At 61.6% G+C, this 23,900-nt stretch carries 24 protein-coding genes; 15 read left to right on the top strand and 9 right to left on the bottom strand.

Annotation, left to right across the window (positions count from 1 at the left end; translation table 11 throughout):
* Positions 1–214: 214 nt before the first annotated feature.
* The gene (locus tag GR198_RS28810; protein ID WP_204337253.1) at positions 215–883 is read right to left on the bottom strand and encodes a TetR/AcrR family transcriptional regulator; all 669 of its coding nucleotides are present in this window, start codon (positions 881–883) and stop codon (positions 215–217) included.
* Between the two features lie 81 nt (positions 884–964).
* On the opposite strand from GR198_RS28810, the gene GR198_RS28805 reads away from it, so the two are divergent.
* From GR198_RS28805 to GR198_RS28785, 5 genes are all read left to right on the top strand, one after another.
* On the top strand, positions 965–1,705 hold the full coding sequence (locus tag GR198_RS28805) for an SDR family NAD(P)-dependent oxidoreductase (protein WP_164069915.1): 741 nt from the start codon (positions 965–967) through the stop codon (positions 1,703–1,705).
* A 682-nt stretch (positions 1,706–2,387) separates the two neighbouring features.
* Positions 2,388–3,251, top strand: coding sequence for an alpha/beta fold hydrolase (locus GR198_RS28800; RefSeq protein WP_164069914.1), 864 nt, complete (start codon positions 2,388–2,390; stop codon positions 3,249–3,251).
* A gap of 32 nt (positions 3,252–3,283) precedes the next feature.
* Positions 3,284–4,288, top strand: coding sequence for an NADP-dependent oxidoreductase (locus GR198_RS28795; RefSeq protein WP_164069913.1), 1,005 nt, complete (start codon positions 3,284–3,286; stop codon positions 4,286–4,288).
* A gap of 246 nt (positions 4,289–4,534) precedes the next feature.
* Positions 4,535–4,807: a DUF2147 domain-containing protein gene (locus GR198_RS35985; RefSeq protein ID WP_312876560.1), complete on the top strand. Its 273-nt coding sequence runs from the start codon at positions 4,535–4,537 to the stop codon at positions 4,805–4,807.
* A 28-nt stretch (positions 4,808–4,835) separates the two neighbouring features.
* Positions 4,836–5,930, top strand: a complete 1,095-nt coding sequence (locus GR198_RS28785) for an alkene reductase (RefSeq protein ID WP_164069912.1) — start codon at positions 4,836–4,838, stop codon at positions 5,928–5,930.
* Positions 5,931–5,956: 26 nt separating this feature from the next.
* Here the strand turns inward: GR198_RS28785 and GR198_RS28780 are convergent, their stop codons facing one another.
* Complete coding sequence (locus GR198_RS28780) at positions 5,957–6,538, bottom strand: TetR/AcrR family transcriptional regulator (RefSeq protein WP_164055411.1); 582 nt, start codon at positions 6,536–6,538, stop codon at positions 5,957–5,959.
* 184 nt (positions 6,539–6,722) lie between these two features.
* Between GR198_RS28780 and GR198_RS28775 the strand changes: the two genes are divergently transcribed.
* Positions 6,723–7,625 (top strand): alpha/beta fold hydrolase, encoded by a 903-nt coding sequence (locus GR198_RS28775; RefSeq protein WP_164069911.1) that lies wholly within the window; start codon positions 6,723–6,725, stop codon positions 7,623–7,625.
* Between the two features lie 83 nt (positions 7,626–7,708).
* Here GR198_RS28775 and GR198_RS28770 read toward each other — a convergent pair whose 3' ends face one another.
* Positions 7,709–8,308 (bottom strand): TetR/AcrR family transcriptional regulator, encoded by a 600-nt coding sequence (locus tag GR198_RS28770; RefSeq protein WP_164069910.1) that lies wholly within the window; start codon positions 8,306–8,308, stop codon positions 7,709–7,711.
* A gap of 157 nt (positions 8,309–8,465) precedes the next feature.
* Between GR198_RS28770 and GR198_RS28765 the strand changes: the two genes are divergently transcribed.
* Together GR198_RS28765 and GR198_RS28760 are read left to right on the top strand one after the other, a co-directional pair.
* A complete protein-coding gene (locus GR198_RS28765; protein ID WP_164069909.1) occupies positions 8,466–9,224 on the top strand; it encodes an SDR family NAD(P)-dependent oxidoreductase in 759 nt (252 codons plus the stop codon).
* Positions 9,225–9,269: 45 nt separating this feature from the next.
* Entirely contained in the window at positions 9,270–10,238 is a 969-nt protein-coding gene (locus GR198_RS28760; protein ID WP_164069908.1) for an SDR family NAD(P)-dependent oxidoreductase, read from the top strand.
* Between the two features lie 41 nt (positions 10,239–10,279).
* On the opposite strand, the gene GR198_RS28755 is transcribed toward GR198_RS28760, so the two are convergent.
* The 4 genes from GR198_RS28755 to GR198_RS28740 all read right to left on the bottom strand — a co-directional run bounded on the left by GR198_RS28755 (position 10,280) and on the right by GR198_RS28740 (position 14,904).
* Positions 10,280–11,806, bottom strand: a complete 1,527-nt coding sequence (locus GR198_RS28755) for a putative bifunctional diguanylate cyclase/phosphodiesterase (RefSeq protein WP_164069907.1) — start codon at positions 11,804–11,806, stop codon at positions 10,280–10,282.
* A gap of 462 nt (positions 11,807–12,268) precedes the next feature.
* Entirely contained in the window at positions 12,269–12,943 is a 675-nt protein-coding gene (locus GR198_RS28750; RefSeq protein WP_164069906.1) for a hypothetical protein, read from the bottom strand.
* 253 nt (positions 12,944–13,196) lie between these two features.
* Complete coding sequence (locus GR198_RS28745; protein ID WP_164069905.1) at positions 13,197–13,673, bottom strand: RbsD/FucU family protein; 477 nt, start codon at positions 13,671–13,673, stop codon at positions 13,197–13,199.
* Positions 13,657–14,904, bottom strand: coding sequence for an ROK family transcriptional regulator (locus GR198_RS28740; RefSeq protein ID WP_164069904.1), 1,248 nt, complete (start codon positions 14,902–14,904; stop codon positions 13,657–13,659). The genes GR198_RS28745 and GR198_RS28740 overlap by 17 nt, the downstream gene beginning before the upstream one ends.
* 228 nt (positions 14,905–15,132) lie before the next feature.
* Between GR198_RS28740 and GR198_RS28735 the strand changes: the two genes are divergently transcribed.
* From GR198_RS28735 to GR198_RS28705, 7 genes are all read left to right on the top strand, one after another.
* Positions 15,133–16,152 (top strand): sugar ABC transporter substrate-binding protein, encoded by a 1,020-nt coding sequence (locus GR198_RS28735; RefSeq protein WP_017958798.1) that lies wholly within the window; start codon positions 15,133–15,135, stop codon positions 16,150–16,152.
* 155 nt (positions 16,153–16,307) lie between these two features.
* Positions 16,308–17,372 (top strand): ABC transporter permease, encoded by a 1,065-nt coding sequence (locus tag GR198_RS28730; protein WP_029873827.1) that lies wholly within the window; start codon positions 16,308–16,310, stop codon positions 17,370–17,372.
* 2 nt (positions 17,373–17,374) lie between these two features.
* On the top strand, positions 17,375–18,157 hold the full coding sequence (locus tag GR198_RS28725; RefSeq protein ID WP_029873826.1) for an ATP-binding cassette domain-containing protein: 783 nt from the start codon (positions 17,375–17,377) through the stop codon (positions 18,155–18,157).
* On the top strand, positions 18,154–18,786 hold the full coding sequence (locus GR198_RS28720; protein WP_029873825.1) for a nucleoside triphosphate hydrolase: 633 nt from the start codon (positions 18,154–18,156) through the stop codon (positions 18,784–18,786). Before GR198_RS28725 ends, GR198_RS28720 begins: the two co-directional genes overlap by 4 nt.
* A 72-nt stretch (positions 18,787–18,858) precedes the next feature.
* Positions 18,859–19,905, top strand: a complete 1,047-nt coding sequence (pyrC, locus tag GR198_RS28715) for a dihydroorotase (protein ID WP_164069903.1) — start codon at positions 18,859–18,861, stop codon at positions 19,903–19,905.
* 173 nt (positions 19,906–20,078) lie between these two features.
* Positions 20,079–21,257, top strand: coding sequence for a GGDEF domain-containing protein (locus GR198_RS28710; RefSeq protein ID WP_164069902.1), 1,179 nt, complete (start codon positions 20,079–20,081; stop codon positions 21,255–21,257).
* 190 nt (positions 21,258–21,447) lie between these two features.
* Positions 21,448–21,984, top strand: coding sequence for a glyoxalase superfamily protein (locus GR198_RS28705; RefSeq protein ID WP_130761620.1), 537 nt, complete (start codon positions 21,448–21,450; stop codon positions 21,982–21,984).
* Positions 21,985–22,581: 597 nt separating this feature from the next.
* Here the strand turns inward: GR198_RS28705 and GR198_RS28700 are convergent.
* On the bottom strand, positions 22,582–23,079 hold the full coding sequence (locus GR198_RS28700; protein ID WP_204337252.1) for an anthrone oxygenase family protein: 498 nt from the start codon (positions 23,077–23,079) through the stop codon (positions 22,582–22,584).
* Complete coding sequence (locus tag GR198_RS28695) at positions 23,067–23,891, bottom strand: NmrA family NAD(P)-binding protein (protein WP_164069900.1); 825 nt, start codon at positions 23,889–23,891, stop codon at positions 23,067–23,069. The genes GR198_RS28700 and GR198_RS28695 overlap by 13 nt, the downstream gene beginning before the upstream one ends.
* Positions 23,892–23,900 lie beyond the last annotated feature (9 nt).

Genomic DNA, 23,900 nt, shown 5'->3' with positions numbered 1-23,900 from the left:
ACCAATCTCATCCCCGGTTCAAGCCAAGGGGCCTGCGGTCCCGGCCGTCCGCACTCCGGCGGATGGCCATCCGCCGGAGTGCGCACCGATCATCCAACAATCAGCGCTAATTGAACATGCAAGGGGCAGCGGCACGCGCCGACGATATTGCCAAGCTTCCGCGACCGACTGACCAAAGCACATGAGCATCCGCGTAACGATATTCGAAACGCGATCAGCCCTGCCTGCGCTCAGCATCCCCGGTTCGAGTGTCCCAACCCAGCATCGCGAGCTCGGCCACTGCCTCCAGTTCGCTGCGCGTCGCTCCGTCGCGGGCCAGGATCGACATGCCGTTCTGAACGGTCTGGACGAAGCGGGCGAGGGCGTGGACGTCGGTCGAGGCCGGAATTTCGCCCTCTGATATCGCCTGGTTCAGGCGCGCCTTCAGGCGGTCGAGCGTGACGGCGCGGGCGGCTCGTACGAGTTCGCCGAGTTCCGCGTGGCCCTCGCTGCCGACCGAAGAGAGCGCCACCATGCAGCCGCGGGGAATATCCACGACACAGCCGGTCAGGGCAGCGGCCGAATCCATCAGAAACGACCTCACCGCCTCACGGGCCGTGCCCGCGGAAAAGAAGCCTGCCCAGACGAGCGCCTCGTTGTTGTCGCGATAGTGGCGCAGCGCCTCGGCATAGAGCGCCTCCTTCGAGCCGAATGCCGCGTAAAGACTCGGCGATCCGATCCCCATCGCCTCGGTGAGGTCGGCGATCGAGGTCGCCTCGAAGCCCTTGATCCAGAACAGCCGGGTCGCCTGCGCCAAGGCTGCTTCCCGATCGAACGCCCGCGGCCGCCCGCGGCTGCGGGCCGGGGTTTCATTGACATTCGACATCTCATCCGATTTTTGCATCGATCATTATATAAACCCATTGACACCCCATCGCAACGTGCCTAGCTATTTATGTGTCGATTACTACAGAAAGAGAAGATCATGACAGAACTGGCTGGAAAGCGTGCCCTCGTCACAGGCGGCTCGCGTGGCATTGGCGCCGCCATCGCATTGGCGCTTGCCGACAAGGGCGCTGATGTCGCCATCACCTATGAGCGTTCGGCCGATCGCGCCGCCGAAGTCGTCCGGGCGATCGAGGGCAAGGGCCGCAAAGCGCTTGCCATCCAAGCCGACAGCGCCGATCCGGCGGCGGTGAAGCGCTCGGTCGACGAGGCCGCCCAGGCACTTGGCGGTCTCGACATTCTCGTCAACAATGCCGCAATCGCGCTTTACGGCGCGATCGCCGATGTCAGCGTCGAGCAGATCGATGCGCTGCTTGATGTCAATGTGCGGTCGCCCTTGCTCGCTTCGCAGGCCGCCATTCCCTATCTGCAGGCGGGAGGCCGCGTCATCACGATCGGTTCGGTCGGTGCCGAACGTATCGTCGGCGACACCGGCACGGTCTATTTCATGACAAAATCCGCGCTCCACTCGTTTACCCGCGGCCTCGCGCGGGAACTCGGATCTGGCGATATCACCGTAAACCTGGTCCAGCCGGGTTCGACCGACACCGATATGAATCCCGCCAATGGCGACTTCGCCGACTTCCAGCGTGCCCTGATCCCACTTGGCCGTTACGGTACGCCGGAAGATGTGGCGGCAGCTGTGGCTTTCCTCGCAAGCCCTGCCGCAAGGCACATCACGGGAACTATCCTCACAGTGGATGGCGGCTTGAATACCTGAAAAAGACACGGGGGATCGACGGAGGTCGGTCCCTTCTTTCGTCCCGATGACCCCCTCACTCCATCCCGGACCCGTTGAGGAGAAAGGGGAGCCAGGCCGCGGCACCCTCCAACATACCTCATCCTGAGGTGCGCAGGCCAAAGGCCGGAGCCTCGAAGGACACGCCGCAACGCCGCTCCTTGTATGATCCGGCGCCGGAATACCCGCCTCGTCCTTCGAGGCCCCTGCGGGGCACCTCACGATGAGGCTCTCTTGAATGCCGGCGCTCCGGAGTTCTGGCGCGAGGTGTCGGCGTCTGCACGGTGCTTCGTTGGAGACGACAACCTCTCCTTCGTCATTTCTGTCTTCGGACTTGACCCGAGGTCACAGAGATGACGACAGCCAGCACTCGTTGCTTGGGTTTAGGATGACGTTCGGAGAGCGTGGAACGGCCGGTCGGACAGGTGGACAGCGCTTTCTCTCGCACACTCTGATGTTTGCAACCCTTCCTGGCAGGAATGATCCGGGTTCCAGCCTGAGGGAGATGACCTTTGATTTCGCTAAAAAAATTCCGCTTGACAACTTTGATGACGAATATCATTAATCAGCTATGATGATAGTTGTCATTAAAAAGTTGAACGACCGAAGCTGGCTGCTTTCCCTCCGACCCAAGCCTGCCGGTTCGGGCGGGATGGAGTAAACGATGAACACTTCTGCGAGATATCTTCGGTCTGCGACGTGTTATGCCGAGGCGCCCAATCTCTGGATCAATGTTGGGGAAACACCTTTTGCCTATCGCGACCTCGGCCTCCAGGGTGGCGTGCCGGTCATTCTTCTCAACCATTGGGGCGCGGTGCTGGACAATTTCGATCCCCGCATTGTCGATGGTCTCGCCACCAGGCATCACGTAATCGCCACCAATTACAGGGGTATCGGTGCCTCAGGCGGTACGGCCCCTCTGACCATCGACGAGATGGCGCGCGACACGATCGCGTTGATCCGGGCGCTTGGGTTCAAAAAAGTCGATCTGCTCGGGTTTTCTCTCGGGGGATTTGTCGCGCAGGACATCACGCTGAAGGCCCCCGATCTCGTGCGCAAACTTATTTTAGCCGGTACGGGTCCTGCCGGCGGCAAAGGCATCGACAAGGTCGGAGCAGCGTCCTGGCCGCTGATCATCAAAGGTCTGCTGACGTTGCGCGACCCAAAAACCTATCTGTTCTTCACGTCCACTGCCAATGGTCGCCGGGCCGCGAAAGCCTTTCTGGATCGGCTGAAAGAACGGAAGGCGGGGAGGGACAAGGCGCCTGCTCCAAGGGCCTTCCTGCGGCAACTCAAGGCGATCAAAGCCTGGGGGCGGCAGGCGCCTCAGGATCTCGGTCGGATCAATATCCCGGTCCTGATCGCCAATGGCGACAATGATATTATGGTCCCGACCGTCAACAGCACCGATATGGCCCGCCGCATCCCCGGGGCAGAGCTGGTTATCTACAAAGACGCCGGGCATGGCGGAATTTCCCAGAACTACGCCGATTTCGTGCCGAAGGCTTTGTCCTTCCTCGGCGCCTGACGCCGCAATAAAATTCGAATTGGAGAGGCCCCGTGAAGGCATTCGTCGTTGATAAGTACAAGAAGAAGGGCGCTCTGCGTCTGGCCAACCTGCCCGAACCGGAATTGCAGGACAATGATCTCCTGGTCCGGATCCAGGCCACGGCCGTAAACCTCCTGGACTCCAAGGTCCGGGATGGAGAGTTCAAGCTTATTCTTCCCTATCGCCCACCCTTTATCCTGGGGCACGACGTTGCCGGAACGGTTGTGAAAATTGGACCAGGCGTCCGGCGCCTCAAGGTGGGCGACGAGGTCTACGCTCGGCCGCGCGACCATCGGATTGGCGCATTCGCAGAATTCATTGCCATTGATCAATCCGATGTAGCGCTGAAGCCGAACAACCTCAGCATGACGGAAGCGGCGTCCATCCCGCTGGTGGGGCTGACCGCGTGGCAGGCGCTGGTCGAGGTGGGCAAGGTGAAACCCGGCCAGAAGGTCTTCATTCAGGCCGGTTCCGGCGGTGTCGGGACTTTCGCCATTCAGCTCGCCAAGCATCTTGGCGCGACCGTTGCGACGACGACGAGTGCTGGCAATGCCGAGCTGGCCAGAAGTCTCGGGGCGGATGTGGTGATCGACTACAAGACGCAGGATTTCGAGAAGGTCTTGTCGGGTTACGATCTCGTGCTGAACAGTCAGGATCCAAAGACGCTCGAAAAATCTTTGAGCGTGCTGAAGCCGGGCGGCCAGCTCATTTCCATTTCCGGTCCGCCCGATCCCGCATTCGCCGGGGAACTCGGCCTGAACCTGTTTCTGAAACTGGTGCTGCGCCTGCTGAGCCGAGGGGTTCGGAAAAAGGCCAAGCGCCTTGGCATTCGCTACTCGTTCCTGTTCATGCGCGCCGAGGGGCAGCAATTGGGTCAAATCACCTCGCTGATCGAATCGGGCGCGATCCGCCCGGTCGTCGACAAGGTGTTCCCGTTTGAGAAGACCGGGGATGCGCTGGCCTATGTCGAGACTGGGCGTGCGAAGGGCAAGGTGGTCATCACGGTCGCCGACTAACCCGCAGCCGACTTTACGCCTATCCACCGACACACGCGTTCAACGCGATTCAAGGAGCTGACAGCATTGCATATATTGAGACGATCCACCGTTTTCGCACTCGCCGCCGTTGCGGCACTCATGTCATCGGCGGCATGGGCTGACAATACCTCGCCCGTTGGCTTGTGGCGGAATGTCGATGACGTCAGCGGCAAGCCGAGGGCCCTGATCCGGATTACGGAATCGAATGGTGCCCTGTAGGGCAGGATCGAAAAAGTCTTTCTCGCCGCGAACGAAAGCCCGACCTGCGCGAAATGCGAAGGCGCGCTCAAGAACGCGCCGGTCGTGGGCTTGGTCATCCTGAGCGGCCTGAAGAAGGACGGCGACGAATACACCGGTGGCCAGATTCTCGATCCGGACAATGGCAAGGTCTACAGCAGCAAGATTTACCTGGCTAATGGAGGCAAGAAGCTCAATGTGCGCGGCTTTGTCGGCGTGTCGTTGCTCGGGCGCTCACAGGTCTGGGAACGTCAGGAATAATTTTCCAACCCTTTGGTGAAAGTAACACATGACCAGCAACACACTCTTTGAGCCTTCAGTCCTCGGCTCTCTCACACTCTCCAACCGGATCGTCATGGCGCCATTGACGCGCAACAGAGCCGGCGCCGGGTTTGTGCCGGGCAATCTCATTGCCGAATATTATGCGCAACGGGCCTCGGCAGGCCTGATCATCTCGGAGGCGACCCAGATTTCGCAGCAGGGTCAAGGTTACCAGGACACGCCCGGCATTTACACGGAGGCGCAGATCGACGGCTGGCGTAAGGTGACCGATGCGGTGCATGCCAAGGGCAGCCGCATCATCCTGCAGCTCTGGCATGTCGGTCGGGTATCGCATGTCGACCTGCAGCCGGATGGGCAGCCCCCGGTGGCGCCTTCCGCCATCAGGGCCGAAACCAAGACGTTTGTGAACAACGCCTTCGTGGATGTATCGGCACCTCGGGCGCTCGAACCGGGCGAGATCCCCGGCATTATCGAGGATTTCCGTCGCGCCGCCGCCAATGCGATTGCCGCCGGTTTCGACGGTGTCGAAGTTCACGGCGCCAACGGCTACCTGCTCGACCAGTTCGCCAGGGATGGATCGAACACCCGCACCGACGCTTATGGCGGGTCGGTCGAAAACCGCGCCCGGCTGACGTTGGAGGTGACGGCTGCGGTCATCGAGGAAGTTGGCGCGGAACGAACCGGCGTTCGGATTTCGCCGGTGTCGCCGGCCAATGGGATCTCCGCAACCGATCCGCAGGCGCAGTTCAACTACATCGTCGAGCAGCTCGACGAGATGGGCATTGCCTACCTCCATGTCGTCGAAGGCGCGACGGGCGGGCCGCGCGATGTTGCACCCTTCGACTATGAGGCGCTTCGCCGCAGGTTCAAGAACACTTACATCGCCAACAACGGCTACGATCTGGAACTCGCAACGACCAGGCTGGAGCAGGGACTGGCGGATTTGTTCGCCTTCGGCAGGCCGTTCATCGCCAACCCGGATTTTGTCGAACGGCTGAAGGCCGGTGCACCGCTGGCCAATCTCGATATGGCGACGCTCTATGGCGGAGGTGCTGCGGGCTACATCGACTATCCCGCCATGGCCGCGCCGGTCGACGCCTGACTGCATAGGGCCGCGTATGCGCGGCCCTATTGCTTGCGCGCGTGATTTCCGATGGCGTCACGGCAGTCGGCCCGGCAGGCATCCAGGATTTCATCCGCTAGGGAAGAATTGTCCGGGCAGGCTCTCGAAAGGACGATGGCGCCCACGGCCTGAGCAAGGAGGCTGATCGTCAGGGCGCGCGATCCGGCGCCGGAGGCGTGATCTCGCGCCATGTCGCCCTCGAATGTGCTGAGCAGGTTCTCGATTCCTGCAGCAAAAGCCGATCTCGTCTCATCCGGCTGCCGTGCTGCTTCGCAACTCAGTGCCGCAGCGGAGCATCCCTGGCCGCGCGCATCCCGGTGCTCCCGCGAGATATAGGCTTCGATGGCGGCAAGCGCATCATATCCTGCGTAGCGTTCTGCGGTCTCGCCGAAACCCCTGGCGGTCGCCGCAGCGATCAGCTCCTCCTTGGATCGGAAGTGGTTGTAGAAGCCGCCATGAGTGAGCCCGGCACGCTCCATCAGTTCCGCCACCGCCACGCCATCGAACCCGCGCTCGCGAAACAGTTCGGAAGCGATGGTGATAATCCGCTCGTAGTTTTCCTGCTTTTTTTCCTTGGTGATCCGCACTTCGCAGCCCTTTCGACGGCCATGCCCAAACTATGATGTCGTGCGTCATTACAGCTTGACTTATTGATGACGTATATCATTAATAATGTCAACCAACATAAGGATGACGTCAAGGCAGAGACGCACTCACGGCATCCAACCCGCTGTATAGGCGTCACAATCGTCGCGAAACGGAGAGGGAAGTATGTTTGAGGGTTTTGAAAGCGGCCGAATTGCCGTCGATGGCGTGGAGATCGCTTATGTCGCCGCGGGTGCGGGAGAGCCGCTGCTGATGCTGCACGGCTTTCCCCAGACCAAGGCACTTTGGGCACGGATCGCACCGGAGCTGGTCGCGCTCCGCTATCGGGTGATCTGTGCAGATTTGCGCGGCTATGGCGCCTCCGACAAACCCCCGGCTCGCGCTGATCTGACCAATTACAGCTTCCGCGCCATGGCAGCCGATCAGCTCGGTTTGATGAAAACGCTTGGACACGGGCGGTTTCACCTCGTGGGTCACGACCGCGGTGCCCGGGTGGCGCACAGGCTGGCTCTCGACCATCCTGCGGCTGTCGCCAGCGTCACTCTGATGGACATCGTGCCGACGGCGGTGATGCTGGGCGACCTGCGCCGCGAGGTCGCTCAAAGCTACTGGCACTGGTTCTTCCTCGCTCAACCCGCGCCCTTCCCGGAGCGGATGATCGAAGCCAATCCCGATCTCTTTTGCGAAACCTGCCTGTTTGGCTGGGGCACGGCTGTCCTGCGGGATTTCGACGCCGAACAGCTCGCTGCCTACCGGGCTTCCTGGCATGATGCCAAGGCGATTGCCGGCGGCTGCAACGATTACCGTGCGGCGCTGGCCGTCGATCTCGCCCACGATCTGGCGGAGCAAGGCAGACGTATATCGGCGCCTGCGCTGATCCTGTACGGCGCCACAGGCGCGATGGCCAAACTCTATGATCTCCCGGCCACCTGGGCGGATCGCTGCACGACCATGGACGCTCGCGCTCTACCAGGCGGACATTTTTTCCCAGACACCGCGCCGGTCGAGGTTACAGAACAAGTGGCCGCGTTTCTGGGGCGTCATCCCTTTACCCCTGTGTCGGAGTAAAGCCCGGACGATTGCACCGGCACGCCGTCACGCTGTGAAACTTTGGACTGCTGCCTCGAGCAGCTCTCCGAGCGCCTGCGATATCACGCTCCGGTGGAACGGCCGGTCGGCCAGGTGGACAGCGCTTGATCGACGACAGCCTCCAGCATCTCGCGGCTGAATCCGGCTTTGGCCTGCACCGCCATGCCATGCGTGAGAGCCATCACGAAGGCTGCAAGGGCATCGGCTTTGGCCGTCTCCGGCAAGTCGCCCTCGGCCTTTGCCCGTTCGAAGCGTTCACGAAGCTGCGCCTGGCCGGCCGCACGGAAATCGATCAATGCCTGCCGCACAGGTTCCGCGTCATCCGATCCCGCTACGGCGCCATTGATGCCGAGACATCCCGTATGGTCGGGATAACGCGTATTGAGATCGACCGCGTTGAAGAGGATGTGGGCCGCAACCTGGCGCGCTGTGGGCAGCTGAAGCGCCTCCGGAATGTAGTGCAGGAATCGCTCGGAATAGCGATCGAGCGCCAGGCGGAAGAGGGCTTCCTTGTTGCCGAATGCAGAATAGAGGGCGGGTCTCTCGACGCCGGCAGCCTCGGTCAGGTCGGTATAGGAGGAACCCTCGTAGCCCTTGCGCCAGAAGACGCATAAAGCGGCGTCGAGCGCTTTCTCCACATCGAATTCGCGATGGCGTCCCATCAGGTCAATCCAGCTTTTTCGTAATGATCATTACTAAACCGGTTGACAGCGCATGTCAAATTTCATACCGATCGTTATAGTAATAACCGTTATGAAATAGCTCGCCATCGTTCGTCAAGACAGACGGCGACAGGATCAAGTACCCGGAAGGATTCTCATGTCGAACATATTGAAGGGCAAAGTCGCCCTGGTGACCGGCGGCTCGCGCGGGCTCGGCGCCGCCACGGCCGAGGCGCTGGCCGACCAGGGGGCGGATGTTGCGATCAGCTACGTCGCCTCTGCCGAAAAGGCCGAAGCCGTGGTCGAGACGCTGAGGGCGAGGGGTGTGCGGGCTCTGGCGATCCAAAGCGACCAGGCCGACATGGCGGCGGCCAAGCCCCTGGTCGACAAGGTGGTGGCCTATTTCGGCAAGCTCGACATCCTCGTCAACAATGCGGCGATCGCCGTGCAGGGCAAGACGGTCGACGATCCCGATCTCGATACGGTCAATCTCGATCGCCAATGGCAGATCAATGTCATGGGCGCCGTGGCGACCACGCGCGCGGCGGCGTCGGTGCTGTCGGATGGCGGCCGGATCATCTTCATCGGCTCGGCTCTCGGCACCCACGTCCCGTTCACCGGCGCTGCCGACTACGCGGGAACCAAGGCGGCGATCGTCGGATATGCCAAGGGCGTCGCCCGCGATCTTGGCGGACGCAATATCACCGTCAATGTCATCCAGCCGGGTGTGATGCCGACCGACATGGCGGCAGAGGTGCTGGGTGATGGTGTCCCCGAGGCGCTCATGAACCTGCACGCCATCCGCCGGATCGCAACGCTTGAGGAAGTCTCTGCCCTCATCTGTCATCTGGCCGGGCCGAACGGCGGCTACATCACCGGCGGCGTGATCGACGTGGCGGGTGGCCTGGCAATCTGAAGGTCGAAGACCAAGACTCTTACTCACGCAATTGAAGGAAAGAAGATGACCGAGAAATTTGGTGCAAAGTCGACCGCCGACGAGGTGCTTGATGGCGTTGACCTCAAGGGAAAGCGGTTTCTCATTACGGGCGTATCGTCGGGCATTGGGCTCGAAACCGCCCGCGCACTGGTGGCTCACGGCGCAAGCGTTGTCGGCGCAGTCAGGGATCTCGCCAAAGCCGAGCGGGCCACTGCATCGGTGCGTGACGCCGCGTCTGGCAGCCTGGAGATGATCGAGCTCGATCTGGCATCCCTGCAAAGCGTTCGCGCCTGTGCGGACAGGCTGTTGGCTGACGGCCGGCGGTTCGATTCCATCATTGCCAACGCCGGCGTCATGGCCACGCCGTTCGCTCGGACCGCCGACGGCTTCGAACTCCAGTTCGGGACCAACCATCTCAGTCATTTCGCTTTGGTCAATCGGATCGCGCCGCTGCTTGCCGATATCGGCCGCCTGGTGGTGCTGTCGTCGCAGGCGCATCGCGTCGCCGATGTCGATCTGGACGATCCGAATTTTGAGCGACAGGCCTATGACCCATGGGTCGCCTATGGCCGATCGAAGACGGCGACCTCTCTCTTCGCCGCAGAATTCGATAAGCGGCATCGCGATCGCGGCATCCGAGCCGCCTCGGTGATGCCCGGCAATAGCCTCACCGATCTCCCCCGCCATCTCCGGCAGGAAGACTTGCAGAGCCTGTTCGAGACCGTTGGCAAGGCCCGCGCCGAAGCCGGTCTGCCGCCGGCGGAGCTGAAAGACATCCCGCAGGTGGCCGCAACCTCGGTCTGGGCCGCAGTCGTGGCCGACAAGGACGAGATCGGCGGACATTATCTCGAAGATTGCGCCGTCGCGCCGATCAATGACACGCCCAACCCGTTTGCCGACGGCGTCAGGTCCTATGCGCTCGACGCCGACAAAGCCAAGCGGCTTTGGGCGAAAAGTGAGGAATTGATAGGCGCAAACACAGCCGCCATTTGAAGTCGGTAAGCTGGTGTCGGCTCTGAATCAGAGCCGACCCATCAACGGCACTGCAAAATTCTGGCGCTGATGTGATCTGTGGCAAGCTCCGCGACCGGCGCTGGCCTACCAAGCAGATATCCTTGGCCGATGTCGCAACCCAGGTCCTGAAGCCGCTGAAGCTGGCTCTCCTCTTCGATACCCTCGGCCGTTATCGTCACGCCAAGTCCCACACCGAGAGCGATGATCGCCCTGATCACCTTGTCTTGCTTATCGTCGGTTTCGAATGACGAGACGAAACTCCTGTCGATCTTGATCTTGTCGAACCGGTAGTTGGATAGTTGTGAGAGGCTGGAATAACCTGTTCCAAAGTCGTCGAGGGCAATCCCGACGCCGGCATTCACCAGATCATCGAGGACGATTCGTGCCGTAACAGCGTCTTGGATGATGGCGCTCTCCGTCACCTCAAGCTCGACCCTGTGCGCCGGCAGACCGACATCACTGAGCCCCAGCAACCGATCGCTCAGCTGGATCGGAGAAAGGTTGAATGACAGGACGAGCTCACTTGGCCAGGAAAGCGCATCGGTGCAGGCGTGGCGAAGCAGTTGGTCCGTCAATTCGACGATCAGCCCGGCTTCCTCTGCCACAGGAATGAATTCGTTCGGCGGGATGAATTCGCCGGAGGCGGTCTTCCAGCGTGCCAGCGCCTCGAAGCCGATAATCCTATTCGTCTTCAGGTCCACGAGCGGTTGATAATAGGGGACGATCTCGGCCTTCCTGATGGCTGCTCTCAGATCAGCTTCCACCCGGACCCGCTTTGCCAACTCGTCCTGCATCGAAGGCACGAAGGGCTTCACCAGATTGCGCCCCTGCTTTTTGGCGACATACATCGCGCAGTCCGAATGTCGGATGACCTGGCTTAGGTCATCGCCGTTCCCCGGATAAAGCGCGAAGCCGACACTGGCGCCGAGGTCGACGGCGACACCATTGAATGTGAACGGTTTGCCGATGACGGTCACTATGCGGTTCCCCAACGCGACAAGATCGGGATTTCCGGTGCGCCGCGCCAGAACAACGAACTCGTCTCCACCAAGGCGGAAAACGTGTTCACGGGGAAAGAGGGAAGAGAGCCGCTGAGCAACAGTCTTCAGCACCGCATCACCGTGATCGTGCCCCAGGAGGTCATTGACCTTCTTGAAGCCGTCGAGATCGATGCTGAACACGGCGTAGGTTTCTTCCCTTTGATCGCTCATCGCCTGCGCGCAGATGGAATCCAGAAACCTGCGGTTCGGCAGTTCGGTCAGCGTGTCGTGACAGGCAATCCAGTCCACGTTCTTTTCGGCCTGCAGCCTGCGATGAACCTCCCTCGAAAGATCGCGGATCCTCAGCGCGGAATAAATCAGCCCGAGAAACCCGGAGATATTAAGGGCAAGGAGCGCGTGGTCGAGCGGATAGTCATGATGCCTCTCGATGAACCCATCCAGCCCCTCATGCCAGTCGAAGAACCACGATAGGCAGAAGAGAAGCAGGAAGACCGCAAGCCAGGCAACGATCTCTACCTGAGGTCTGGTTGGTTGGATGCGAGGCATACGAACAGACTCCTGTTGTGTGACGAGCCGTCATGGCCAGTTTGGAGAACCGCATCGTCCCCGACATGTTTTCAATCAACAGCCGACATGGCTGATGCTCGCATCACCGAATGCCGGGTTGGGCATTGCAGTCGTTGATCAAGCTGCGCAGCACCGACAAGTCCGTAAGATTGTCTGACCTTCGAAGGTTAATGGCGGGTTGCATTGACGAAGGTGCGGGCGTTTCGCTGCGTGAATTGGATATCTTTCCCGTAAATCGGATGAGACCTCGATTCCATGGTGTCTGCCGGTCGCCGCTATTTGCGATTCTTCGAACGGCTGAAGAACCCGCCGGAGGATCAGTAGTCCTTGAAAAGGAATGGGCGTGACGGGTTTACAGCGCCCCCGCGTCTTTTCAGCATCTGCGCGTCGCCGGCGACCGCGGATCGGCTCGGCAATCTCGCCAGGGTAGGGCAGGGCCGATCAACCTGCCAGCATGGTGTCCGCCAGGCTGTAGCAGTGGCTCGCCTGATAGGCGTTCCGACCTCGGTTCATGTGCGTCACATTGAAAGTCCGAATGGCGCGCAGGATGCGGTGCTCCGCGACGAATTTGCGGATCGAGGCCGAGCCCTGCACAGTGATGCCGAAAATGTCCTCGCCGCGCGGAAAAAAATAACCGACGTCTTCGGGCGTCGTGACGCAGTCCTCAAGAAAAGGCTCATCCACATCGCCCTGCGCGGGTGAATGGTCCGTGGTGAAATGCGAAAGATGCACCAGGAATCGTGCACGCAGGCCCTCGCCGTCGGCGTAGAGCGTGAAAAGCTCCATCCAGCTCGCATTAACGCGGATGAGCGGCTTGTCTGAGGTCGAGGGCAGACATGAAACCGACCAGTAGTGACGCTCGGTCTTGCGCGGGATGGGGATGCAGCTTTGCCCGTATAGCCTGAGAATTTCCAGAATGTCTTGCGCCTGCGGGCGACGAAGCAGCTTCTCGTACCGGACGACATACTTGAACCGCTGTTCCAGGGACTCCAGGCGCTCTTCGGCGTCGATCAACTCCGCCTCGCCTTCTATCCAATCGCGCTGCTGCTCAGGATCCAGAAACTTGCGTAGACCCGTGATGCTGCGACGAGGAACCGCGCTCATGTCAGGTGCCATGTGAGATCCCGTGTCCTCATCGCTTCATCGGCCTGATCCCGCACGTGTCCATGCAGCCGCGCGACGTCGGCTCCTGGTGCTGAGGCGCCGTTGGCAGCACTTGGCTTACCGAGCGGTTTGCCGGCGCGGTGGACCAAACCACCGGCCGCACAATAACATCTAACCAACCAATGGCGAAAGACTGACCTTCGGCTGGACCGAAAGCCAAAGCTTACCGACGACCAGACCGCTGCGCACTTTTGCCGGAATTGTTCTAATAGACGAACGGATCGACCCCGGCGGTTCCATGGGTGCCCGGCTCTTTCGGATAGATCACGCCCTTGCGCAGGATGATGTTGGCATAGAGCCTGGGCTCGCCGGTCTGGATCAGCGCATGGGCAGCCTTCACCCTTCCGTAGAAATCCTGGCCGATCAGCGGCACCACCTGCCGGTGCGGTTCGTGGCGGGCGCAGCAGTCGATCATCTCCTCATGCACGGGATCGAGCTTGTCGCGTTCGGCCTTGACGGTCGAGCGGAAGATCGCCTCCGCCACGAAATCGTCGATCGGCAGAACGCTAAGCACGGCGTTGAGGACCGGGATGAGGTGGTGGCCGTCGAGCCGAATCAGCCGGCGGGCATGTTCGACGCCCGGATAATTGCCGTCGACGATGGCGATCTCGTCGCCGTGGCCCATGGCGCGAAGCGTCAAAAGCAGCTCCGGGCTCAACAGCGGATCAAGTCCTTTCAGCATGGTCTACCTCCTTGAAGAGTACGTTCTGGTCGGTGAGGTAACGCGCGAAGATCGGCAAGCTAGCGCCGCCGATGGCGCGCGCCTGCGCGCCGACCGCGCCCTCGATGATTTCAGGCATGACGACGCCCTGCAGGTCGAGCTTGGCCGCTTCGTCGATGGTGGCCTGCACCACGCGGCTGCGCACCCAGCTGGGAAAGCCGCCGTCGATCACAGCCGCGCTGAAATCGACGATCGAGGCGGCGGCGACGATCGCCTGCGCCAGCGCCTTGGCGCTGTCCTGGATCCAGGCTTCCATCGGCTCGCCGAAATCCACCCAGTCGTCGGCCGAATACCAGAGCGGCTCGGGATCGATGCCACGCTCGCGCAGCATGTTTTCGAGCACGAAGATCGAGGCGATTTCGAGCAGCTGCTTCGTCTCGCCGTTCTTGCCCCGCACAGGCAGCGGCCCGATCGCGCCTGCCGTGCCGGTGCGGCCGGAAAAGATCGCCGAATTCAAGACGATGCCGCCGCCGATGAAGGAGCCGATGAAGAAATAGACGAAATCCGGATAGGACGGCCCGACGCCGAAGACCAGCTCGGCGCCGCAGGCGCTGGTCGCATCGTTCTGCATGAAGACCGGATGGGAGACGCGGGAGGCGATGTCGGTCTGCAGGTCGATCTCCCGCCAGACCTCCATAGCGCCGGCCGGCGCCCCCACTTCTTCGGCCCAATTCCAGAGCTCGAAAGGCGCGGCGATGCCGAGGCCGGCAATACGGCCGCGCTGCTTGTCGTCGAGCCGCTCTTCGAGTTCCCGGATGCCCGAGGTGACGAAGGCGAGGATTTCATCCGGCAGCGGATAGGCATAGGTCCGGTGCAGCTGCATGCGGATGCGGCCGACGAAATCCATCAGCACCAGATCGGCGCTGCGCCGGCCCATCTTCAAGCCGAAGGAATAGACGGCATCGGGATTGATATGCATCGGGATCGATGGCTGGCCGACACGGCCGCGCACCGGTTCCCCGCGCGACAGCAGCCCTTCCTTTTCCAGCACCCGCATGATGACGGAGACGGTCTGCGCCGACAGCCCGCTGCGGCGTGCGATATCGGCCTTCGACAGTGCGCCGTAGAGACGCACCAGCGACAGCACGAGCCGTTCGTTATAGGCTCGCACCCTGACCTGGTTCGCACCTCCGGCCGGATTCAGAATTGGTGGCGGGACCGGCGTGTGTTCCGGTCCATCCAAGGACGACATGGCCGCTCCTCCCGATTGTTGGCCTATGCCCGAATTCGATCGAGCATGCCACATCGAATTAATAATTCAATTGGATTTATTTATTGACAAGCCAATTTCTTTTCGCTCTTAATTGCCGTCGTCAAGGGCACGGGACCGCTGGGAGGCATTAGCGATCCACGGCGAAGTGTCATATCTTAAGCTTCCGGCCCCGCAGGGGCGGCGCCGGTAAACTCTGGGAGGAGTTCCATGAAGAAATCTGTTCTCGCTTTCGGCGCGCTCGCGCTTGGTGTCACCTTTTCCGCTCCTGTCATGGCGGCTGACGTTGCTGCCTGCCTCATCACCAAGACCGACACCAACCCCTTCTTCGTCAAGATGAAGGAAGGTGCGACGGCCAAGGCCAAGGAACTCGGCGTTTCGCTGAAGTCCTATGCCGGCAAGGTCGACGGTGACAGCGAAAGCCAGGTGGCCGCGATCGAAAGCTGCATTGCCGACGGCGCAAAGGGCATCCTGATTGCTGCTTCCGACACCAAGGGCATCGTCTCTTCGGTCAAGAAGGCCCGTGAAGCCGGCCTGCTGGTCATCGCTCTCGACACACCGCTCGAGCCGGCCGATGCCGCCGACGCCACCTTCGCCACCGACAACCTGCTCGCCGGCAAGCTGATCGGCCAGTGGGCCAAGGAAACGATGGGCGACAAGGCCAAGGATGCCAAGGTCGGCTTCCTCGACCTGACCCCGTCGCAGCCGACGGTCGACGTTCTGCGCGACCAGGGCTTCATGATGGGCTTCGGCATCGATCCGAAGGACCCGAACAAGATCGGCGACGAGGACGATGCTCGTATCGTCGGTCATGACGTGACCAACGGCAATGAAGAAGGCGGCCGCAAGGCCATGGAAAACCTTCTGCAGAAAGATCCGAGCATCAACGTCATCCACACGATCAACGAGCCGGCCGCGGTCGGCGCCTATCAGGCGCTGAAGGCCGTCGGCATGGAAAAGAACGTGCTGATCGTCTCGGTCGACGGCGGTTGCCCGGGCGTGAAGTCGGTCAAGGAAGGCGTCATCGGCGCCACCTCGCAGCAATATCCGCTGATGATGGCAGCCCTTGGCGTCGAAGCGATCAAGAAGTTCGCCGACAATGGTGAAAAGCCGAAGCCGACCGAAGGCAAGTCCTTCTACGACACCGGCGTCTCACTCGTCACCGACAAGCCGGTTTCCGGCGTCAAGTCGATCGACACCAAGGAAGGCACGGACAAGTGCTGGGGCTGAGCCCTGATTGTTGAAAGCAGACCGGCCGGGGCTTGATCCCCGGCCGTTTTCGACGGACGATGTTCCGTCGCCTCACGAACCGGCTAATCAAAGACCGGATGGATATCGGTGACGGCCCCCGCGCGAGTTCGGCGCGCGGATGCGGAGGAGGAACCATGACCGGAACACAGGAATTCGAACGTGTCCTCGACGGCAGCGACAAGAGCGTTGCCTCCTTCGAGCACGAGAATGTCTCGCTGATCAAGCGCGCGCAGCATTTTCTCCACTCGACGCCGGCCGCCGTGCCGCTGATCGTGCTGGTGCTGGCGATTATCATCTTCGGGCTCACCATCGGCGGACGGTTCTTCTCGTCCTATACGCTGACGCTGATCCTGCAGCAGATCGCCATCGTCGGTATTCTTGGCGCCGCCCAGACGCTGGTCATCCTGACAGCCGGCATCGATCTTTCGATCGGCGTCATCATGGTGATCTCGGCGGTCATCATGGGCAATGTCGCCATCACTTACGGCATACCGACGCCGATTGCAGTGGTCGCCGGGCTTGTCGTCGGCGGCCTTTGCGGATTGCTGAACGGCTTCCTCGTCGCCTACATGAAGCTGCCGCCCTTCATCGTCACGCTCGGCACCTGGAATATCGTCATGGCGACGAATTTCATCTATTCCGCCAATGAGACGATCCGCGACACCGACGTCGACGAAAAGGCGCCGCTGCTTCATCTTTTCGCCGTGAGCTTCAAGCTCGGCAGCGCCGTGCTGACCCTCGGCGTCATCGCCATGGTGCTGCTCGTCCTGGTGCTCTGGTATGTCCTCAATCACACCGCCTGGGGCCGGCATGTCTATGCCGTCGGCGACGATCCGGAGGCAGCCAAGCTCTCGGGCATTCAGACCAAGAAGGTGCTGCTGACCGTTTACGCGATATCGGGCGTCATTGCCGGCTTGGCCGCCTGGGTCTCGATCGGCCGCAACGGCTCGATCTCGCCATCCTCCGCGGTGACGGATTTTAACCTACAGGCGATCACCGCGACGGTGATCGGCGGCATCTCGCTGTTCGGCGGCCGCGGCTCCATTCTCGGCACACTCTTCGGTGCCATGATCGTCGGCGTCGTCTCGATGGGCCTCAACATGCTCGGCGCCGACCCGCAATGGAAAGTCCTTTTGACAGGCGTGCTGATCATCGCCGCCGTCGCCATCGATCAATGGATCAGAAAGGTTTCGGTGTAATCATGGCTCGCGAACCTCTTCTCACTGCCCGGGGCCTCGTCAAGCGTTATGGCCGCGTGACCGCGCTCGACAATGCCGATTTCGACCTCTATCCGGGTGAAATCCTCGCCGTCATCGGCGATAACGGCGCCGGCAAATCCTCGCTCATCAAGGCGATATCGGGCGCCGTCACCCCGGACGAGGGGGTGATCACGCTCGAAGGCCGGCAGGTGCAGTTCCGCTCGCCGATGGAGGCGCGCGACGCCGGTATCGAGACCGTCTATCAGAATCTCGCTTTGTCGCCGGCGCTGTCGATCGCCGACAACATGTTCCTCGGCCGCGAGATTCGCAAACCGGGCGTGCTCGGCTCGATGTTCCGCATGCTCGACCGGCCGGCGATGGAAAAGCTGGCGCGCAACAAGCTCACCGAACTCGGCCTGATGACCATCCAGAACATCAACCAGGCAGTGGAAACGCTCTCCGGCGGTCAGCGCCAGGGTGTCGCGGTCGCCCGTGCCGCAGCCTTCGGCTCGAAGGTCATCATCATGGACGAACCGACGGCCGCCCTTGGCGTCAAGGAAAGCCGCCGCGTGCTGGAGCTGATCCTCGACGTGCGCGCCCGCGGCCTGCCGATCGTGCTGATCTCCCACAACATGCCGCATGTCTTCGAAGTGGCCGACCGGATCCATATCCATCGCCTCGGCCGGCGGCTGACGGTGATCGATCCGAAGGAATACACCATGTCCGACGCCGTCGCCTTCATGACCGGCGCCAAGGCGGTGCCGACGGAGCCCGTCGCCGCATGAATGCACGCATCGATGAAATCGCCGGCGCAGTTCTTGACCGCGCCGGTCATTCCAAGCGTTTCCTGGTCGCCATTGCCGGACCGCCGGGTGCCGGCAAATCGACCATGGCCGACAATCTGGCGGAAGCGCTGAAGGCGAAAGGCGAGAGTGTCGCGGTGCTGCCCATGGATGGTTTCCACATGGACAATGCCATTCTCATTGAACGCGGCCTGCTTGCCCGCAAGGGCATTCCGGAAACCTTCGATGTGCGTGGCTTCCTGGATATCGTCCGCGCGGTTCGCCCCGCAGATCAGGAAGTTCTCGTCCCCGTCTTCGACCGCTCGCGCGAGCTTGCGATTGCCTCTGCCCGCCCGATCGCTCCCGGGGATCGTTTCATCATCATCGAAGGCAACTATCTGCTCTTCACGCAGGGCAAATGGGCCGAACTCGACGGCATCTTCGACTATACGATCATGCTCGCCCCACCAATCGAGGTGCTGGAAGAGCGCCTTTGGGATCGCTGGCGCGGTTACAACCTGACCGAAGAGGCCGCCAACGCCAAGGTCTACGGCAACGATCTGCCGAACGGCCGGCTGATCCTCGAAAACCGCCGCCCAGCCGATGTGACGCTGGAGATCGCGCTGGCGTGATGCCGCGGCGATTGTTTTCATGTAAAAGATAGTGCTATCGAGACGGCAGACGCATCGCTTCGGAGGCCTGCCATGCAATCGATCACCATCCGCCGTCCTGATGACTGGCACCTGCATCTGCGCGATGGCGCCATGCTGGAGGGCGTGATCGCCGATACGAGCCGCACCTTCGCCCGCGCCATCATCATGCCCAATCTCGTGCCGCCGGTCGTCACCACCACCGATGCCAAGGCCTATCTTGAGCGCATCCTCAAGGCCTTGCCGGAGGGTCATCGCTTCCAGCCGCTGATGACGCTTTACCTGACCGAACATACCAGCCCCGATGACGTCGAGGAGGGGAAGAACAGCGGCCTCATCACCGCCGTCAAGCTTTATCCCGCCGGCGCCACGACCAATTCGCATGGCGGCGTCCGCGACATGGAAAAGGCGATGCCGGTGCTGGAGCGCATGGCAAAGATCGGCCTGCCGCTCTGCGTCCATGGCGAGGTGACGACGCCGGAGGTCGATATCTTCGATCGCGAGGCCGTCTTCATCGAGACCGTGCTCGATCCGCTGCGGCAGCGCCTGCCGGAGCTGAAGGTGACGATGGAGCATGTGACGACATCCGATGGCGTCGATTACATCAAGGCGGCCAGGGGCAATCTCGCCGGCTCGATCACCACCCACCATCTGATCATCAACCGCAACGCCATCCTCGTCGGCGGCATCCGCCCGCATTATTACTGCCTGCCGGTCGCCAAGCGCGAAAACCACCGGCTGGCCTTGCGTGCGGCGGCCGTCAGCGGCGACCCGCGCTTCTTCCTCGGCACGGATTCTGCCCCGCATGTCGATCCGCTGAAGGAATGCGCCTGCGGCTGCGCCGGCATCTACACCTCGGTCAATACGATGAGCTGCCTCGCCCATGTCTTCGAACAGGAGGGCGCGCTGGAGCGGCTCGAGGCCTTCGTGTCGCTGAACGGGCCGGCCTGGTACGGGCTTCTGCCGAACGAGGAGCGCATCACCCTGTCGAGGCAGGCCGAGCCGGTCGTCTTTCCCGCGAGGATTGAAACCGGCGCCGGTCCGGTGACGGTGTTCGATCCGATGTTTCCCCTGCATTGGCAGGTGGTGCAGCAGGCGTAAGCTTTCGGATTTCAATTTTAAATAGAATATTCATTTTAAACTTCAGCGCGACGTTAAACGCGTAACATTTGCATTGTGCGGTGCATCATTTGTTAACGGATGCATAAGACATTTCTCCTCGCGGACCGATAAGCCGCCATTCGAAGCGACACTAGCTGCGGAGACTGAAAAGCATGATGCTTGACTATAACTCCCTCTTGTTGGCGCTCGGCGTCTCCGCGGCCTGCCTTGCCGTGACGCTGATGGGCAGCTGGCTTGTCCGTCGCTCGGAAACCGTGCTGTTGACCGCCACCGTCGGCCTTGTCCTCGTCGTCAGCGGCATTTTCGTCTATAGCGCCTATGTCAATACGCCGGAGAAATGGCTGGGCGTCGCCAATTTCGTGCTGTTCCATGCCGGTTTTGCCACCATCTGGGGAGCCGGCAAACAATTCCTCACCGGCCGGCTATCTCTGCTCGCCATCGCGATCCGCGCGCTTGCGGCGATGGTCTTCTCCGTCGTGCCGATGCTGTCGGGTTATGACGGCCTGGCCTTCATCGCCGACAATCTTGCCATCGCTCTTTTGCTCTTTGCCACCGCCCGGCAATATTGGCTCGCCCGTGCCGAGGCGCCGGCGCCGCTGCTCGGCATTACCGTGCTCTATACGCTGACGGCGATCTCCTTCTTTCTCTGCGCCGCGGTGCTGATATCCGACGGCAAGCTGGTGCTGGGCCACGCCCCCAGCAACTGGGCCGAAGATCTGAGCCTTGCCGTCTGCATCGCCGGCATGACCGGGATCGGTGCGCTGTCGCTGGCGCTGCATCAATGGCGGCTCGCTGCCCGCCATCGTCTCGATGCAATCACCGATCCGCTGACCGGCCTGCTCAACCGCCGCGCCCTTTTCGATCAATACGGCACACGCCCGATGGGAACGACCACCGCCGTCATCGTCTTCGATATCGACCATTTCAAATCCGTCAACGATCGCTTCGGCCATGCCGCCGGCGACCGCGTGCTCAATGTCTTCGCCGGCGAACTTTCGGCCCATTGCCGCACCGGCGACACCGCTGCCCGGCTCGGCGGCGAGGAATTCGTACTGGTGCTGAAGGAGATCATGCCCGGCCGGGCCGAACTCACGGCTGAACGCATCCGCCGGGCATTCGAGGCGCGCGAGATCCATATCGACGACGAGGTGCTGACATGCACGGTCAGCGTCGGCGTCGCCCCCGGCCGTTCGAAGAGCTTGGATTTCGACACCATGCTGAGTGCCGCCGACAAGGCGCTCTACGTCGCCAAGCGCGCCGGCCGCAACCGGGTCGAGCTTGCCAGCTACCTCAAGGCGGTTCCCGTCGAGGCAACGCGCACCGCGTCTTGATTCCTGACCGACCCTCTCATATTATCGCCTTCGGCCGGATGCGGCCAGCCGCCCCGCGACGCTTCTGCGTTATGGTGAATGCATCCAGACAACATCCTTCACATCCCTTGCCGTTTGGCGATCGATGGCGAACGGGTCAGCAGACGCGGGCACTGATCTTCCTGTTTGCCGCCAACGGAAGGATGACATCATGCGCGATTTTCGCGATGCCAAGCTCATGGCAAAGACATTGCGGCAGGCCCTTGCCGACCGCGATATCTCGCTCACCCACAGCGAGACACTCGAAATCGTCGCCCGGCAGTTCGGGCTCGATCAGTGGAATATCCTCTCGGCAAAGATCGATGCGGCGGGGGCGAACCCCTCTGCCATCGGCATCGAGCCGCCGATGCCGATCTTCCGCATCTTCTCGGTCGAAAAGGCCATGGAGTTCTATTGCGGCTTTCTCGGCTTCCATCTCGATTGGGAGCACCGCTTCGGCGAAAACTTCCCGCTCTATTGCCAGGTCTCGCGCGACGGTATGGCGCTGCACCTCAGCGAACATTCCGGCGACGCGAGCCCCGGCGCCAAGGCCTTCGTCCGCGTCGCCAATATCAGGGCCTATCACGCCGAACTCTCAGGCAAGGACTATCGCTACATGAAGCCGGGCGTCGAGGAAGCACCGTGGGGGCTGGAGATGACCGTCACCGACCCCTTCAGCAACCGCATCGCCTTTTGCGAGCAGACGTAGTCGGTCAACTCCTCTTTCGCCACGCGTCGGCTAAGGAGAGACGCAAGGCGCTGCCACATGTCTCTTCTCCCCGCTGGGGAGAAGAGGGAAACCGCGGCACCCTCCAACGTACCTCATCCTGAGGTGCGCAGCCCGCAGGGCGAAGCCTCGAAGGACACGCCGCAGCACTGCTCCTTACATGCATCCAACGCGGGAACCCCCGCCTCGTCCTTCGAGGCCCCTTGCGGGGCACCTCAGGATGAGGCTCTCTTGAATGCCGGCGCCCCGGGGCGGTTGGCGTGGGACGGCGCCATGAGGTCGCGTGGACATGCCTGCCGAGAGGAACGAAATGAAATATCTTCCAGTCTTCGTCCTAACGCTTCTGTCGATTTTTTTCGGATGGTTATTCTATGAAAGGTACTGGAAGTTCCGAGATTGCATATCGCAGGCCCGATCCAGTTGCCTCACTCCCGACGGTGACAATCTAACGCAAGGCGGCTCTCTGTGGGCTGGTTTGGCAGGGCTGTTCTTGTTGATCGCTGTGATCTCAGCCTGGCGCTCTTTCCGAAGCCGGGATGCTGGCAAATAAGCTGGAGCGGCCAGCTCTTCCGCCACTTCTCAGATGATCATCAACGCCCGCACGAAGGCGACCGAGGCAAGCAGCGAGGCGATGGTTCGCACATGGTTCCACCACGTCCAGTCCCTGACATAGGTGGTCCAGAGCTGAACCGCTTCCGGGCCGTTGCCGCCGACCTTTGCCAGCGCATCGTTCATCGGCACGTTGAAGATGATGGTCGAGAGGAAGGAGGCGAAAATGTAGAGGGCTGCACCCGCCAGCATCAGAAAGGATGCCCCGCCGCGCCAGTCGATCAGGGCGAGCACGGCGATGACGAGGCAGAGGATCGCCGTCGGCACGAAGAGGCCCATGAAGGGCGAGCGGACGATCGTCACGTTGATCGAGTTCATCGCCGCAATGCCTTGCTCCGCCGGAATCCGCGAGAAGGCGCTCATGATGAAGGTCGAGAAGGCGACGAAGATGCCGGCGACGAGGCCGCTGCCGATCGCCGCGGCCACGAGGAAGAGGGTGAGAAAGATCTGCATGGTCAGGCGCTCCATAGTCCGGTTGCCGCGGTCCGGCGGGCATATTCGCTGAAATCGGTGGCGGGACGGCCGAGAATTTCGGCGACACCGCCCATGGTGCCGGAATTGCGCCCATCGAGCACCTGGCCGAAAAGCTCCTCCAGAAGATCGATCAGGCCCTGCGGCAGGCCGGCATCCGCAAGCCCGCCGGTGAAATCCGCCATCGACACCTGCTCATATTCGATCGGCCGCCCGGCGGCCTTGGCGATCTCGGCGACCGCCTGACGGAATGTCAGCGCCCGCGGGCCGGTCAGTTCGTAAGTCTTGTTGCGATGGCCGGGATCGGTCAAGGCGGCGACGGCGGCATCGGCGATGTCGTCGGCATCGATGAAAGGTTCGCTGATCTCGCCCGCCGACAATTGCAGGCGGCCGCTCAGGATCTGCTCCAGGAAGGCGCCCTCGCTGAAATTCTGGCAGAACCAGGAGGCGCGCAGGATGGTGGTGTTCATGCCGGACGCTTTCAGCGCCGTTTCGCTTCGCTGTGCGCCCTCTTCGCCGCGGCCGGAGAGCAGCACGATATGCTCAAGCCCGCATTCCACGGCGACCTTGGCGAGCGCTTCGATCGCCTCCGCCGCCCAGGCGACGGCAAGATCCGGCTGGAAGGCGACATAAGCGCTCGATGCGCCGTCAAGCGCGCCGCGCCAGGTTGACCTGTCCTCCCAGTCGAAGGGCCGTGCGCTGGAGCGCGATGCCGCGCGAACGGTGAGGCCGCGCTCTTCCAGACGTTTGATGATGCGGCCGCCGGTCTTTCCCGACCCACCGACGAGGACGATTTCGGAAGTCTGCATGTCAAAATT

This window comes from Rhizobium leguminosarum, from assembly GCF_010668065.1.
In the GTDB taxonomy this organism is placed as follows: Bacteria; Pseudomonadota; Alphaproteobacteria; order Rhizobiales; family Rhizobiaceae; genus Rhizobium; species Rhizobium leguminosarum_S.
Note: the sequence above shows the minus strand (reverse complement) of the source record. Positions and strands in the feature narration are given on the sequence as shown.